This window comes from Microbacterium hominis, from assembly GCF_013282805.1.
GTDB classification, from domain to species: Bacteria; Actinomycetota; Actinomycetes; order Actinomycetales; family Microbacteriaceae; genus Microbacterium; species Microbacterium hominis_B.
Map to the genome: position 1 here is coordinate 1,640,349 of NZ_CP054038.1, position 14,077 is coordinate 1,654,425.

The 14,077-nt window shown below is 69.8% G+C and carries 13 protein-coding genes and 1 other RNA gene; 9 read left to right on the forward strand and 5 right to left on the reverse strand.

Features of this window, described 5'->3' with window-relative positions; translation table 11 throughout:
* Positions 1–82: 82 nt before the first annotated feature.
* The 4 genes from prfB to smpB all read left to right on the forward strand — a co-directional run bounded on the left by prfB (position 83) and on the right by smpB (position 3,820).
* Positions 83–1,192, forward strand: a complete 1,110-nt coding sequence (prfB, locus tag HQM25_RS07265) for a peptide chain release factor 2 (protein ID WP_172989628.1) — start codon at positions 83–85, stop codon at positions 1,190–1,192.
* A 131-nt stretch (positions 1,193–1,323) separates the two neighbouring features.
* Positions 1,324–2,352 carry a cell division ATP-binding protein FtsE gene (gene ftsE, locus HQM25_RS07270; RefSeq protein ID WP_172989629.1) on the forward strand — a complete coding sequence of 343 codons (1,029 nt, stop codon included), beginning with the start codon at positions 1,324–1,326 and terminating at the stop codon, positions 2,350–2,352.
* The gene (gene ftsX, locus HQM25_RS07275) at positions 2,349–3,263 is read left to right on the forward strand and encodes a permease-like cell division protein FtsX (RefSeq protein WP_172989630.1); all 915 of its coding nucleotides are present in this window, start codon (positions 2,349–2,351) and stop codon (positions 3,261–3,263) included. The genes ftsE and ftsX overlap by 4 nt, the downstream gene beginning before the upstream one ends.
* 80 nt (positions 3,264–3,343) lie before the next feature.
* On the forward strand, positions 3,344–3,820 hold the full coding sequence (gene smpB / locus HQM25_RS07280; protein ID WP_172989631.1) for an SsrA-binding protein SmpB: 477 nt from the start codon (positions 3,344–3,346) through the stop codon (positions 3,818–3,820).
* Positions 3,821–3,846: 26 nt separating this feature from the next.
* Here smpB and HQM25_RS07285 read toward each other — a convergent pair whose 3' ends face one another.
* From HQM25_RS07285 to HQM25_RS07300, 4 genes are read right to left on the reverse strand one after another with little or no spacing between them, the layout of a single operon-like run.
* Complete coding sequence (locus HQM25_RS07285) at positions 3,847–4,521, reverse strand: SIMPL domain-containing protein (protein WP_172989632.1); 675 nt, start codon at positions 4,519–4,521, stop codon at positions 3,847–3,849.
* 34 nt (positions 4,522–4,555) lie between these two features.
* On the reverse strand, positions 4,556–5,170 hold the full coding sequence (locus tag HQM25_RS07290; protein WP_172989633.1) for a hypothetical protein: 615 nt from the start codon (positions 5,168–5,170) through the stop codon (positions 4,556–4,558).
* Positions 5,171–5,195: 25 nt separating this feature from the next.
* Positions 5,196–6,671 (reverse strand): MFS transporter, encoded by a 1,476-nt coding sequence (locus HQM25_RS07295; protein ID WP_172989634.1) that lies wholly within the window; start codon positions 6,669–6,671, stop codon positions 5,196–5,198.
* A 52-nt stretch (positions 6,672–6,723) separates the two neighbouring features.
* Positions 6,724–8,076: a M20/M25/M40 family metallo-hydrolase gene (locus HQM25_RS07300; RefSeq protein WP_254359605.1), complete on the reverse strand. Its 1,353-nt coding sequence runs from the start codon at positions 8,074–8,076 to the stop codon at positions 6,724–6,726.
* Between the two features lie 158 nt (positions 8,077–8,234).
* On the opposite strand from HQM25_RS07300, the gene ssrA reads away from it, so the two are divergent.
* From ssrA to HQM25_RS07315, 3 genes are all read left to right on the forward strand, one after another.
* Positions 8,235–8,605, forward strand: a transfer-messenger RNA (tmRNA) gene (ssrA, locus tag HQM25_RS07305).
* A gap of 180 nt (positions 8,606–8,785) precedes the next feature.
* On the forward strand, positions 8,786–9,727 hold the full coding sequence (locus tag HQM25_RS07310) for an SMP-30/gluconolactonase/LRE family protein (protein WP_172989635.1): 942 nt from the start codon (positions 8,786–8,788) through the stop codon (positions 9,725–9,727).
* An 88-nt stretch (positions 9,728–9,815) separates the two neighbouring features.
* Positions 9,816–10,643: an ion transporter gene (locus HQM25_RS07315; RefSeq protein ID WP_172989636.1), complete on the forward strand. Its 828-nt coding sequence runs from the start codon at positions 9,816–9,818 to the stop codon at positions 10,641–10,643.
* Between the two features lies 1 nt (position 10,644).
* On the opposite strand, the gene HQM25_RS07320 is transcribed toward HQM25_RS07315, so the two are convergent.
* Complete coding sequence (locus HQM25_RS07320; protein WP_172989637.1) at positions 10,645–11,184, reverse strand: YaeQ family protein; 540 nt, start codon at positions 11,182–11,184, stop codon at positions 10,645–10,647.
* A 78-nt stretch (positions 11,185–11,262) separates the two neighbouring features.
* On the opposite strand from HQM25_RS07320, the gene HQM25_RS07325 reads away from it, so the two are divergent.
* Together HQM25_RS07325 and HQM25_RS07330 are read left to right on the forward strand one after the other, a co-directional pair.
* The gene (locus HQM25_RS07325; protein ID WP_172989638.1) at positions 11,263–13,482 is read left to right on the forward strand and encodes an MMPL family transporter; all 2,220 of its coding nucleotides are present in this window, start codon (positions 11,263–11,265) and stop codon (positions 13,480–13,482) included.
* 90 nt (positions 13,483–13,572) lie between these two features.
* Positions 13,573–13,959, forward strand: coding sequence for a hypothetical protein (locus tag HQM25_RS07330; protein ID WP_172989639.1), 387 nt, complete (start codon positions 13,573–13,575; stop codon positions 13,957–13,959).
* Positions 13,960–14,077 lie beyond the last annotated feature (118 nt).

The window sequence follows — 14,077 nt, forward strand, 5'->3', positions numbered from 1 at the left end:
GGACCGAATCGCCACAGGACTTCTCTCGCGGTGGGGGAGCCGGGACGATGGGTCACGTCCAACCACGTTACGCTGGAGTGTCATGCTCGATTTCGATCCGTCCGCCGATATCCAGGCTCTTCGCTCCACGTTCGCCGACATCAAGGCGGTCGTCGACGTCGATGCACTCACCGCCGACATCGCCCGCCTCAGCGAGGAGGCCGGTGCCCCCGACCTCTGGGACGATGTCGAGAAGGCGCAGAAGGTCACCAGCGCCCTCAGCCACCGCCAGTCATCGCTCAAGCGAATCACCGACATCGAGCAGCGTCTCGACGACCTCGAGGTGCTCGTCGAACTCGCCAACGAGATGGACGACGAGGACTCCGCCGAGGAGGCCCGTCACGAGCTCGCCGAGCTCGAGGACATCATCGGCGAGCTCGAGGTGCAGACACTCCTCGACGGCGAGTACGACGAGCGCTCCGCGGTCGTCACCATCCGCTCCGGTGCGGGCGGCGACGACGCAACCGACTTCGCCGAGATGCTCATGCGCATGTACCTGCGCTGGGCGGAGCGCCACAAGTACGCCGTCAAGGTGATGGACACCTCCTACGCCGAGGGCGCGGGCATCAAGTCGGCGACCTTCGAGATCGACGCCCCGTACGCCTACGGCACGCTCTCGGTGGAGGCGGGCACCCACCGCCTCGCCCGCATCAGCCCGTTCGGATCGGCCGACAAGCGCCAGACGAGCTTCGCCGCGGTCGAGGTCATCCCCGTCATGGAGGAGGCCGTCGAGGTCGACATCCCCGAGGGCGACCTGCGCGTCGACGTCTTCCGCTCGTCGGGCCCCGGCGGTCAGTCCGTCAACACGACCGACTCCGCCGTGCGCCTCACGCACCTGCCGACCGGCATCGTCGTCTCGATGCAGAACGAGAAGTCGCAGATCCAGAACCGCGCCGCCGCCATGCGGGTGCTCCAGACCCGACTGCTCCTGCTCAAGCGCGAGGAGGAGGCGGCCAAGAAGAAGGAGCTCGCCGGCACGATCACAGCGAGCTGGGGCGACCAGATGCGCTCCTACTTCCTCTACGGGCAGCAGCTCGTCAAGGATCTGCGCACCGGCCACGAGGTCGGCAACCCGGCCGTGGTCTTCGACGGCGACCTCGACGGCTTCATCGCCGCCGGCATCCGCTGGCGCAAGCGCAAGGACGACGACTGATCCTCGCCGGGAATGCCGGTGGATGCCGCGAGCGACGACGAGCGCGCCGTTCGGCGAGGCGGCGGGCGCTCTGACACTGTGAGGGTGTCGCGGTGGCCGCACCGGCGCCTCGCGCTTAGGCTCATTGAGCCATGATCCGCTTCGAGAACGTCACCAAGCGCTTCCGCGGCACCGCCCGACCGGCCCTCAGCAAGGTCGACTTCGAGGTGGTGCGCGGCGAGTTCGTCTTCCTCGTGGGCGCGTCGGGTTCGGGGAAGTCCTCGTGCCTGCGCCTCATCCTGAGGGAGGAGACCCCGAGCGAGGGGCGCGTCGTCGTGCTCGGCCGCGACATCCGCACCCTCTCCAACCGCAAGGTGCCCTACTTCCGCCGGCACATCGGCTCCGTCTTCCAGGACTTCCGTCTCCTCCCGGGCAAGACGGTCTTCCAGAACGTGGCGTTCACGCTGCAGGTGACCGGCTCATCGAGCGCGTTCATCAAGCAGGCCGTGCCCGAGGTTCTGGCGCTGGTGGGGCTCGAGGAGAAGGACAAGCGGTTCCCGCACGAGCTGTCCGGAGGGGAGCAGCAGCGCGTCGCGATCGCGCGCGCACTGGTGAACCGACCCCAGGTGCTGCTCGCTGACGAGCCGACCGGCAACCTCGACCCGGCGACGTCGGTCGGGATCATGCAGCTGCTCGCGCGCATCAACGCCTCCGGCACGACCGTCGTGATGGCCACCCACGAGGCCGGCTTCGTCGACCAGATGCAGCGGCGCGTGATCGAGCTGAAGGACGGCGAGATGGTGCGCGACGAACGCCACGGCGGCTACGGCGACACCTCCGGCATCCCGAGTCTCGCACCCGACGCCGAACGCGGCGCGGCAGCCGTGGCGGCCCTCACCGCCGTGCTCGAGGTGCAGCGCGAGGCCGAGCGGGCGATGGATGCCGGTTCGCAGACGGCGGGCGAGGTATCCACCATCGCTGCCCCGGCGCCGATCGCGACCGCACCCGCGGAGACGACCGAGGAGGATGCCGCGCCGGCAGCGGCCACGCCGCCGCAGCCCGGCACGCAGCCCATCCCGGTGACGGAGATCGCCGAGGTCGAGGTCGCGGAGATCGGGATCGCCGACCGGCTCGGGCTCGATGACGCCGAGGGCGACGACCGCGTGGGGCCGACCTCGTGAGGGCGGGGCTCATCCTCTCCGAGGCGTTCAGCGGACTGCGCCGCAACGCCTCGATGGTGATCTCGGTGGTGCTGGTCACCTTCGTGTCGCTCACCTTCGTGGGCGCTGCCATCCTCATGCAGCTGCAGATCCTCACGATGCGCGACTTCTGGGTCGACCGCGCGCAGGTCGCGGTGTTCATGTGCACGGAGATCTCGCAGACGAGCACGTGTGCGGACGGCGAGGCGACGCAGGATCAGGTCGACGATGTGCGCGCAAAGCTCGAAGGGCCGGCGCTTGCGCCGCTCATCCGCGATATCCGCTTCCTCACGCACGAGGAGGCGTACCAGGAGGCGATCGACCTCGTCGGGGAGGAGGCCGCGAGCGTCGTGACCCCCGAGCAGGTGAACGAGACCTTCCGCGTCACCCTCGTGGACCAGCGGCGATCCGACGTCATCATCGAGGCGTTCACGGGAACCGCCGGGGTGGAGGCCGTGCTCGACCAGCTCCAGTACCTCGAACCGCTCTTCTCCGCCCTGACCGTCGCGACCTACATCGCGGTCGGCATCGCGGGGCTCATGCTCATCGCGGCGGTGCTGCTGACGGCGACGACCATTCGGCTGTCCGCCTACGCGCGAAGACGCGAGCTCGGCATCATGCGACTGGTCGGCGCATCGAACCGCTTCATCCAGACCCCGTTCATCCTCGAGGGCGTGTTCGCGGCGCTGCTGGGCTCGGTCCTGGCCAGCGGTGCGATCATCGCGGGCATCCATTTCGGTGTGAACGGCTATCTGCGCCAGCGCGTCGAGTTCGTGACCACGTGGATCGGCATGGACGAGGCGCTGCTCGTGGTTCCGGTACTCGTGATCGGCGGCGCGCTGCTGGCGGCGGTGTCGGCGGGCTTCGCGATCCGCCGCTGGCTGCGCGCCTGAGCGGTTCGGTCCGCGCGGATCGGCGCGCTAGACTGACAGGCTGTCGCGCGCCCGGTGCGACGCAGGAATGAGGAAGTGCCATGCCCAGGGAACGCGGGGAGACGGTCGTCGCGACCAATCGTCGCGCGCGCCACGATTACGAGATCGAGAAGACGTACGAGGCGGGTCTGGTGCTCACCGGCACCGAGGTGAAGTCTCTGCGTCAGGGGCGGGCGAATCTCACCGACGGCTACGCGTTCATCCAGAACGGCGAGGCCTTCCTGGATGCCGTCCACATCCCCGAATACTCGCAGGGGCATTGGACGAACCACGCCGCCAAACGCATCCGCAAGCTTCTGCTCCACAAGGAGGAGATCACGAAGCTCTCCCACGCGGTCTCCGCCGGCGGCTACACCCTCATCCCGCTCAAGCTCTACTTCTCCGACGGACGGGCCAAGATCGAGATCGCGGTGGCGAAGGGCAAGCGCGAGTACGAGAAGCGCCAGACGATCCGCGAGCGCGAGGACAAGCGCGAGGCCGAGCGCGCGATGCGCACCCGCAACCGCCTCGGGGACTGATCGCCGCTCTGTGAGGCGCGTACTCCTCAGCGCGCCGTGAAGCGCGCCTCGACTGCGGCGCGCACCACGAGGTCCTGCGGCTGCAGCTCGATCCCGGCTCCGCCCGCTCCCTCGGGCATCGCCGCGGCGGCGAACATCGCGCGCGGGGCGCCGTCGGCTGCATCGAACGCACGCGGATGGGCGAGCAGTCCGAGGTCGGCCACCTCGCGCGGCGACACGTCGCTGAGGCCGAGCGCCCGCGCGTAGGCGGTCGCGCGGGCGACGGCGACGGCGACCGCGTCGGCGGCGACCTGCCGTTCCACTGCGGCACGGGTCTCGCGCGTGAGGTCCCACGAGACATGGGAGATCTCGACGCCGTCGCGCTCGGCGATCTCGCCCGCCCACCACGACAGCGCCGCGAAGTCCGTGAAGGTCGCCGACAGCTGCAGGCGGGCATGGTGCACCGGGGCGAGTCGCGTGCCCTCCGCGTTCCAGGGGCGCTCCGACCACACCGCGACGCGTTCGCTGGACCATTCGCTGACCTCGCCGGTCTCGGCGCGTTCGGCCAGTTCCGCGCGCAAGGGCTCTCCGAGCGCCGCGATGCGCTCGACCACCGCGCCGCGCGCCGGTCCTTCGGCGTGGGCCGCCAGCGCGACGGTGCCGTGCTCGGGCGCCACGCGGCTCTCGTGCTCGCCGCGGACGGTGATGACGACCTCGCTCATGAGCCGACTCTACGCGCGACCTCGTGGCGGCAGTTCAGCCCTGGCCGGAAGGGGTGATGTATCGCACGAAATCCTGCGAGAACGACCAGCGCACGTCGGCATCGGTGAAGAGGTACGCATCGCCGCCGTCGTTGATCGAGGCGACCAGCCAGATGCCTTGTGCATCTTCACTCAGGCCGTACCCGGCGGCGATGAGGGCGTCCTGGGCGCCGGCGGCGGCATCCGGATCCATCGGAGCCCACGCGAGATCGATCACGTTGTCTGTCGGGATGTCGGGGGAGGCGCCCCAGCGGCAGATCACCTGATCGGCAGGCGCCCCACCGGGGAATCGGTCGAACGGTCGGGCCCCGATCTGCTCGTCCTGCGTCTGCCACCAGGTCCAGCCGTTGCCGGCTGCCAGGGCGAGGAACTCGTCGGTGGCGAGGTCGTCGCAGGGGATCGCGGCCGCGGTGGGGGTGGGAGTCGCGGTCGGCGTCGATTCCGGTGACGGTGACGGCGATTCCGTCGTGCCGGCGGTCGGGGTGGGCGACACGGTCGGGGTGGGGGCGGATGCCGGGCCCGGGCCGCTCACCGCCAGCCACACGATCACCGCGACGACCACGGCGACGGCAACGGCCGCGGCGGTGATCCAGACGGCCCGCGCGCTCATGGATCCGACACTAGCCCGGGACCGGTCACACGTGCGGCATCGTCGCGGGCTCGCCGTCGGCGACCGCGGCAACGCGGTCGGTGAACGCGTCCTTCGGCACGACGGTGAGCAGAAGCGCCGCCGAGACGAACGCCGCCGCGCTGCACACGATCCACACCGTCAGGTACCCCGAGAACGATCCGGCCGTGCCCTCGGCGGCCGTGCCGGCGGCCGTCGCACCGTGGAACAGGGCGATGCCGAACACGCACGACGCGATCGCACCGCCGACGGTCTTCACGGAGTTGGTGAGGCCCGTCGCGACCCCGGTCTGCCGGTGGGGCGCCGCGGAGGCGGCGGCCGCCGGGAGCGCGGCGACCAGGGCGCCGGAGCCGAGGCCGACGATGACCATGTTCACGATCACCATCGTGTAGCCGTCGTGGAAGGGCACGAACAGCAGGAAGCCGATGCCCACCAGGCCCGCCGCCGTGACGAGCGCGCGTCGTGGGGTGATGCGGCGGGCGACCGACGGGTACAGCAGCGCGCTCGCGATCATCGCGATCAGATACACGCCGATGACGAGCGACACCGAGAAGCCCGAGACGCCGAGCCCGTAACCGTAGACCTCGGGGTCGGTGCGCGCGAAGGTCGACAGCGGCGCCTGCGCGCCCAGCACGCTGATGCCGAACAGGCCCGCGGTCAGGAACACCGGGCCGAGGGCGGGCGAGGCGAACATCCGCACGTCGATCAGCGGATCGTCATGGCGCAGCTCCCACCACACGAACGGCACGAACAGGCCGATGCCGACGATGACGGCCAGCCACGACATCGGGTCGGCCGGGCCGTTGAGCCGCAGCAGCGAGAGCCCCCCGGTGAAGGCGACCAGCGCGATGGAGACGAGCGTGAGGCCCACCGTGTCGAGCCTGCCGCCGATCGGGTCGGGCGACTCCTTCACGCCGAACAGGATGATGAAGAAGCAGATCGTCACCGCGATGCCCGGGATCAGCAGCACGACCTGCAGCGGCAGCGTGTCGATGAGCGCGCCGCCCGCGAGGGCACCCGAGATCGCGCCGAGCTCCAGCGCGGCGACGAGGAAGCCCGCGGCCTTCGCGGTGACGGCCGCGCGGTTCGGGGCGGAACGGGCGCGCGACCAGATGAGTGCGATCTCCAGGGGCAGCCACACCGCGTAGAAGCCCTGCAGCGTCCAGGCCGCGAGGAACAGCGGGAACGAGTTCGCGAACGGCAGGGCGAGGGATGCCACGGCGGTCACCGCCGTGGAGATCACGAGCATGCGCTTGTGGCCGAACATGTCGCCCAGGCGCGCGAAGGCGGGGATGACGAGGGCCGACAGCATGAGCTGGGTGCCTTCGAGCCAGTTCACGTCCGCGTCGTGCACGCCGAGGTGCCGGGCGATGTCCGAGAGCATCGGCGTGTAGTAGCCCTGGATCACGCCGCTGGTGAACTCGACGAACGCGAGGAATCCGACGACGGCGGCGAGCGCGCCGAACGTGACGCGCTGCGTCATCGCTGCTCCTGTGGGGATGAGGTCCGCCCTCGGGGTGGGGCGACGGGTGGGATCACTGTAGTCGCTCGATCAGCGTCCGATGAAACCGCTCCCCGCGCTCGAGGGCGGCGATCTCGACCCGCTCGTCGACGCCGTGGATCGAGGCGCGCTGGGAGGCGCTCATCTCCAGCGGGGCGAAGCGGTACACCGCGGGCACGTAGCGGTGGAAGTGGCGCGAGTCGGTCGCGGCCATCATCACGTAGGGCACGGTCGCCGCATCGGGGTGCGAGACGGCGACCGCCTCGGCGATGAGGGCGAACTGCGCGCTGTCGGTGGCGGATTCGGGCGACGGGTCGTCGCCCTCGACGACCTCGACCTCGACCGCCCGGTCGGCGATGCGCCTGCGCACCCGCCGCACCGTCGCCTGGACCGTCTCGCCCAGAGCGATCCGCAGGTTGAGCGTCGCCGATGCCTGCGACGGGAGCACGTTCGCAGCGGTGCCGCCGGACTGCATCGTCGCGGCGACCGTGGTGCGCACGAGGGCGGCCGGCTCGCCGCCGAGCAACGTGAACACGCGCGCGGTGAGCGGCGGCGCCGCCGAGAGCAGGCGGTACACGACACGCGCCGCGCCGCTCGAGCGCTGCGAGAACAGCTCGAGCATGCGCGCGACGGCGGCAGGGGTGCGCGCGGGGAACGTGTCCGGCGACAGGCGCTCCACGGCCCGCGCGATCCGGCCGACCGCGGTCCTCTTCGGGGGTGCCGACGCGTGACCCCCCTCCCCGCGGGCGGTGAGCCGCAGGGTCAGGATGCCCTTCTCGCCCACGCCGATCATCGCGGCCGTTCCCTTGACGAAGGGCAGCGGCGCGTCGACCACCGCGCCGCCCTCGTCCAGCACGAGCCAGGGGCGCTCGCCGCGCTCGTGCAGGTTCCGGGCGGCGACACGGGCCGAGGCGCCCGAGACCTCCTCATCGCCGCCGAACGAGAGCACCACGTCGCGCGCCGGCGTGAATCCGGCAGCGAGGAGGTTCTCGACCGCCTCGAGCACCACCGCGAGCGGCCCCTTGTCGTCGAGTGCCCCGCGTCCGTAGACCCAGCCGTCCTGGATGCGTCCCTCGAAGGGCGGGTAGGTCCACGGGTCGCTCTCGTCGACGGGGACGACGTCGTAGTGCGCCATCAGCACGAGCGGAGCGGTGGATGCCGCGGCCTCGCGCCCGCGCCACCGGAAGGTCAGCACGGTGGCGCCGAGCCGCTCGAACGTCAGGTGCGCATGCACCAGCGGATACAGCTCCGTCAGGAGCGCCGCGAAGGCGTCGAACGGGGCGTCCCCGCGGGTATCACGCTCTGCCGATACGGTCGGGAGCTGGATCATTCGCGACAGACGATCGGCGATGCCGGGACGGGGGAGCGCGGTGGGCGAATCGGTCACCAGGCGACTCTACGTCGCGCCCGGGGGCGGCTGCGGAATGGCGCCGGGGTGCGATCCGTTGTACTCTGATGTGCTCGGTTGCGAAGCATCCCGAGCATTTGGAAACTCCACAGCGTGACAGCGGCCCCTCCGCGCGAGGGAACCTCCTTGAGGACCACGGGGATGATCGGTTTCGACATCGCCTGCGAATCTGCGAGAAGCGGGCCGAGGATGCAGGGTTATCTCGTTAACGATCTCTGCAAACCAATAACTGCCGAAAAGAAGCAGTCCGAGTTCGCCCTCGCTGCCTGAGCAGCGAGCCCGACTCCGTCAATCCGTGACTGATCCCGTCACGGGTATTGGCGTCATCTAGGGATCTTGCTGCGTGACGTCGCCTGAGCGTCACGCGGGACTTTTCTCAGGCTGGGCCCGTCGACTTGTGTGTCTGTGCCAAAGGTCGGGGCCGAGCAGAACGCTCACACAGACTGCGCCCGGAGAAGCCCCAGGCTTTCAGCGATGGACGGGGGTTCGATTCCCCCCATCTCCACTGCCGCTGTCACGGAGTTCAAGCCCCGCGATCCCTTACGAGAGTAAGGATCGCGGGGCTTTCCTTTGCCTGCGGAGTGGCGCCGGGAACTCGAATCGCCCAGAAATCGCCCGTCACAGGTGCCACGGTGCCCGGCCGGCACAGGGCCTGACATCGCGGCCCGATCGGACGTAGCATGTGCCCATGTCCGGTCGCAGAGTTGCACGTACACTCTCCGTCGTCGCACTGGCAGGGCTGCTCGTCGTTTCGGCGGGCGCCGCCTACGGTGCGCAGGCGTCCCGAGGCGGTGGTGCGGTCGAAGACCTGATCCCGCTGCCCGACGGCTTCCAGCCCGAGGGCATCGCGATCGGTCCTGGCGGCACCGCGTATCTCGGCTCGCTCGCCGACGGCGACATCTACGCCGTCGACGTGCGCTCCGGAGAGGGTGAGATCATCAGCCAAGGCCCCGGCACGCCCTCGGTCGGGCTGAAGATCGATCAGTTCGGACGCCTGTTCGTGGCGGGCGGCCCCTCCGGCACCGCACGCGTGATCGACTCGGCGACCGGCAGCCTGCTCGCCGACGTCGAGCTCGCCGCGGCGGGCGCGTTCATCAACGACGTCGTCCTCACCCACGACGGTGCGTGGTTCACGAACAGCTTCGCTCCGGAGCTGTACTTCGTGCCGGTCGGTCCCTCGGGCGCAGTGTCCGACGCGCCGATGACCCTGCCCCTGACGGGCGAGTGGGTGCAGCAGCCGGGCTTCAACGCGAACGGCATCACCCAGACACCCGATCACAAGGCCCTCCTGGTGATCCAATCGGCGACGGCGACTCTCTTCCGAGTGGATCCCGCAACGGGAGAAGCCACACGCGTCGATCTGGGGGGCGCATCGCTGCCCGCCGGTGACGGGATGCTCGTCGTCGGTCGCACCCTCTACGTCGTTCAGAACCAGTTGAATCAGGTGGCGGTCGTCCGCCTGAATGCGAGCGGAACCAGCGGCGTGCTCGTGGAGACCCTCACCGATCCGGACTTCCGCGTGCCGACCACCGTCGCCCGCTACGGATCCAGTCTCCTCCTGCCCAATGCCCGGTTCGGTGTGACACCGACGCCCGACACGGAATACGAGGTGGTGCGCATCGACCGCTGAGTCCGCCGGACCCTGGCCCGGTCGGTACTAGTCTGAGTGCCGCGCCGCGCGGTCGGCTCGGCGCCGGAGCGGCGAGGACGGAGACCGGGTGGCGAGAAAGAACCGCAGCGAGCTGAAGAGCCTGCCGTACGAGATCTTCATCGGCGCGCTGTCGATCCTGTCCATCGTCAACCTCGTGCTCATCGTGGTGTTCGCCGCCGACGGCGCGGTGCAGACGATCCTCTACACGATGAATGCGCTGCTGAGCGCGATCCTGTTCGGCGACTTCCTCTATCGGCTCTTCACCGCCGAATCGGCGCTGCGCTACTTCTTCCGCGGGTTCGGATGGGCCGACCTGATCGCCAGCGTCCCGCTGCCGGGACTCAAGGTGCTGCGGCTGTTCCGGCTCGGGCGCGTCATCCGCCTGGTCTCGCACGTGGGGGCGCGCACGATCTGGCTCACGCTCACGCGAGACCGCGCGAACAGCACGCTCCTCACGCTGCTGCTGATGGGCGTGCTCGTGATGCAGTTCGGAAGCATCGCCGTACTCGCGATCGAGGGGCACGCCGAAGGCGCGAACATCACCACGGCGGCCGACGCCCTCTGGTACACGCTCGTGACGATCTCGACCGTCGGCTACGGGGACCACTACCCGGTCACGAATGCGGGCAAACTCGTCGGCGCTCTCATCATCGTCGTGGGGGTCGGCATCTTCGGCACCTTCACCGGGTACCTGGCGAATCTGTTCCTCTCTCCCGCATCGGGCGACGACGATGCCCCCACCGCGGACGCGGTCGTCTTCCCGGAGCAGGTCGGGGCGGATGCCAGCCGGGCGGCGCAGCTTCGCACGCTGCTGGCGAGGTCGGAGGAGACCGTGGCGGAGCTGCAGCGGCTGCTGCGGGAGGAGCGCGAGGACGGGGCCGGCGCGAAGGACTGACTCAGACGGCGGGACGCTCGTGGATGTCCGTCTCCAGCGTCGCGCCGTTGAGATCGAGGTACACGTGGCGCTCCGTGACCGACAGCGTGGCGCTGTTGCGTCGCGCGATCGCCGCTGTGGCGGCATCCACGAATCCGGGGTCGAAGCTGAAGACCGAGATCGCGTCGCCGCGGTGGATCTTCTTGCCGGCGTACAGCGCCGTCACCTTCTCGGGGTCGCGGTGCGTGTAGACGGCGACGCGCGGAGACCGGAGGCTGCCGGTGTGCAGGCGCGCGGCATCCGGCGCCCCGACCTCGATCCAGGCGGTGAGACGTCCCGTGGGGTCGCGCACGAGCACCGCGGGCTCGTCGGTCGCCGCGACGCCCTCGCTGAACGAGATTCCCTCCTCGTACTCGAGGCAGTACGCGAGCAGCCGCGTCAGCATGAACGCGTCGGTCTCGGAGGGATGCCGCGCCACGCGCAGCACCAGAGTCTCGTACACACCCCGATCCACGTCGGCGAGCTGGACATCGAAAGTGTGGATCGTCGCGCCTGCGGCCATGACGATCGAGCCTACGCGGCGCACGCGCGCGGAAAGAATCTCTAGGGAGTTCGGGGCCTTTCGCCTATCGTCTGTGCCATGGCAACTGGGGACAATGCCGTTCTGGGGTCGTGGGCGAGAGTGCGGCGGATTCTGATCGTGGCGGGGGTGCTCGTCGTCTGGCTCGCGATCTTCGCGGTCGGAGGACGCACGTTCAGCCAGCTGAACGATCTGGGGACGAACGATCGCGTGCAGTTCCTGCCCGCGAGCGCGGAATCGACGCTGGTCAACGAGGCGCAGGCGGAGTTCCGCGCGGAGGGATTCATCTACGCCGTCGCGGTCTTCACCTTCGATGAGCCACTCGAGGGCCACGACTCCGCGCTGATCGCGCGGGACGTGCAGCGGATGGAGCCGATCGAGGGGGTCCCGATCTTCCGATCGACGCCTCTCATCGTCGCCGACGACGGGCTCGCCGCGGAGATGGTGATACCCATCGAGTCGGAGGGCGCGGTCGACGAGGCGGTCGCGGGTCTGCGGGCGAATCTCGCCGACGCGGTGCCGACGGCGGCGGCGGTCTATGTGACCGGCCCGGCCGGCTTCACCGCCGACATCATCGCGGCCTTCGCCGGGATCGACGGTCTGCTGCTGCTGGTCGCGCTCGGAGCCGTGCTGCTCATCCTCATCATCGTCTACCGCTCGCCGATCCTGCCGCTGCTCGTGCTGTTCACGAGCCTGTCCGCCCTCTGCGGAGCGGTGCTCGTCGTGGCATCCCTCGCCCGATCGGACGTGATCCTGCTCGCGGGACAGACCCAGGGAATCCTCCTGATCCTCGTGGTCGGCGCGACGACGAACTACGCGCTGCTCTACGTGTCGCGCTATCGGGAGGCGCTGCGCGTGCACCCCTCGCGGTGGCGGGCGACCGCCGAGGCGCTGCGGCGCAGCTGGCAGCCGATCCTCGCATCCGGTCTCACCGTGATCGCGGCGCTGCTGGTGCTGCTGTTCAGCCAACTCGACTCCAACCGCACGCTCGGCCCGATCGCCTCGATCGGCATCCTCTTCGCGTTGGCGGCGAGCTTCACCCTGCTCCCGACCCTGCTGGCGCTGTTCGGGCGCGTCGCCTTCTGGCCGCGGCGGATCCGGCCGGCCGCGGGGGAGGGGCCCGTCGACGCGATGGCGGGCTCCGGCCTCTGGGTGCGCCTGGCGGCCCTCATCCGGCGGTCCCATCGCAAGGTCTGGATCATCACGGGTGTCGCGCTCCTGGTGCTGTGCGCCGGCATCACGCAGCTGCGGGCAGACGGTTCGCCGTCGAGCGAGTACGTGCTCGGGCAGTCGGATGCGCGCGACGGGCTCGCCGTGCTCGCCGAGCACTACCCGGCCGGTGCCGGGACACCCGCGATCGTCATCGTCGACACCGCGCGCATGCTCGACGCGACCGCGGCGATCCTCGACGTCGAGGGCGTCGACCATGTGCGCATCGCGACCCTCGGCGGGCCGACGCCCATCACCGCCGAGGGCATCCAGCCCTTCGCGGCGGGCGCGGGCATCGCGCTGGCGCCCATCGTGGTCGACGACGAGGTGCTGCTCGAGGTGACCCTCGACGACGCCGCGGACTCGCTCGCGGCCGAGCAGACCGTGCGTGACCTCAGGGGCGCATTGGATGCCGTGGGCACCGACCTGCTCGTCGGCGGCCCCACCGCCGTCGACCTGGATGCCAACGCCGCGGCCGCCTCGGACCGTGCGATCATCATTCCGCTGGTGCTGCTGGCGATCACCCTCATCCTGATGCTGCTGCTGCGCTCGCTCGTCGCGCCGCTGCTGGTCATCGGCACGGTCGTGCTGTCGTTCGGCGCCGCACTCGGCGGTTCCGCCATCGTCTTCAACACGGTGTTCGGGTTCACCGGAGCCGATCCCACCGTTCCGCTGTTCGCGTTCGTGTTCCTCATCGCCCTCGGCGTCGACTACAACATCTTCCTGATGACGCGCGCCCGCGAAGAGACCTCGACCCACGGGGCACGCGAGGGGATCCTGCGCAGCCTCGTGCTCACCGGGGGTGTCATCACCTCTGCGGGGATCGTGCTGGCGGCCACGTTCGCGGCGCTCGGCGTGCTTCCGCTGCTCTTCCTCGCCCAGATCGCGTTCATCGTGGCGTTCGGCGTGCTTCTGGACACGTTCGTCGTGCGTACGCTGCTGCTGCCCGCGGCGGCCTACGACCTCGGCAGACGCACCTGGTGGCCCAGTCGGCTCTCGCGCGATGATCCTCCGCGAGAGGATCTGCCGGCTCCTGTGGCCGAAGAGCGACTCGAGCCGGTCGCGGGGTGACACCGACGCTGACGCGGGAGTAAGGTCTGGTCCATGTCTGGGGGAGCAGCCCGCGTTCGCGGTGCCGTCGCGGCGGCACTCGTCGCGTTCGTGCTGCTGCTGGCCGGCGATGTCGTCGAGACCGACCGGCGGGGAGAGTCCTCGCCCACGACCACGCTGTCGGCGGACCAGGCAGTGTGGGTGGCCGATGACGTCACCGATGACGGGCTCGTCTGGCTGAGTCCGGTCGATGACCCTCTCGTCGCCTTCTTCGCCGCCCTCACCCTCCTCATCGGCGTCGTCTCCCGAGTGGCCGGCTCTCCGGCCGCGGCGCGGGCGCCGCCCGTCCCCGGTCGGCGGCCGGGCTTCGGTCGCGGGGATGTGGGGTCGATTCCGGACCTCGCCGCGTCGCGCGGTGAAGGGATCATGCAGCGCGCGGTGAAACGGACCGCAGGCAATTCTGTGTATTTGCTTGAAGTTCGCCAACGGGTGGAGTAGAAACACTCGTGTAGCCGGCCGCCCACCGGTTACCGGACGGCGATCAAAACTGGGGAACGTCGCCCGTCAACTGGGGAAATGGTGCTCGCACCGGCATGGAGGCCGTTGCCGTGGACGC

What these genes read in the sequence shown, in the direction of transcription:
- prfB (WP_172989628.1), top strand. Translation starts at nt 83, where the DNA reads ATGCTCGATTTCGATCCGTCCGCCGATATCCAGGCTCTTCGCTCCACG.
- ftsE (WP_172989629.1), top strand. Translation starts at nt 1,324, where the DNA reads ATGATCCGCTTCGAGAACGTCACCAAGCGCTTCCGCGGCACCGCCCGA.
- smpB (WP_172989631.1), top strand. Translation starts at nt 3,344, where the DNA reads ATGCCCAGGGAACGCGGGGAGACGGTCGTCGCGACCAATCGTCGCGCG.
- HQM25_RS07285 (WP_172989632.1), bottom strand. Translation starts at nt 4,521, where the DNA reads ATGAGCGAGGTCGTCATCACCGTCCGCGGCGAGCACGAGAGCCGCGTG.
- HQM25_RS07290 (WP_172989633.1), bottom strand. Translation starts at nt 5,170, where the DNA reads ATGAGCGCGCGGGCCGTCTGGATCACCGCCGCGGCCGTTGCCGTCGCC.
- HQM25_RS07295 (WP_172989634.1), bottom strand. Translation starts at nt 6,671, where the DNA reads ATGACGCAGCGCGTCACGTTCGGCGCGCTCGCCGCCGTCGTCGGATTC.
- HQM25_RS07310 (WP_172989635.1), top strand. Translation starts at nt 8,786, where the DNA reads ATGTCCGGTCGCAGAGTTGCACGTACACTCTCCGTCGTCGCACTGGCA.
- HQM25_RS07320 (WP_172989637.1), bottom strand. Translation starts at nt 11,184, where the DNA reads ATGGCCGCAGGCGCGACGATCCACACTTTCGATGTCCAGCTCGCCGAC.
- HQM25_RS07325 (WP_172989638.1), top strand. Translation starts at nt 11,263, where the DNA reads ATGGCAACTGGGGACAATGCCGTTCTGGGGTCGTGGGCGAGAGTGCGG.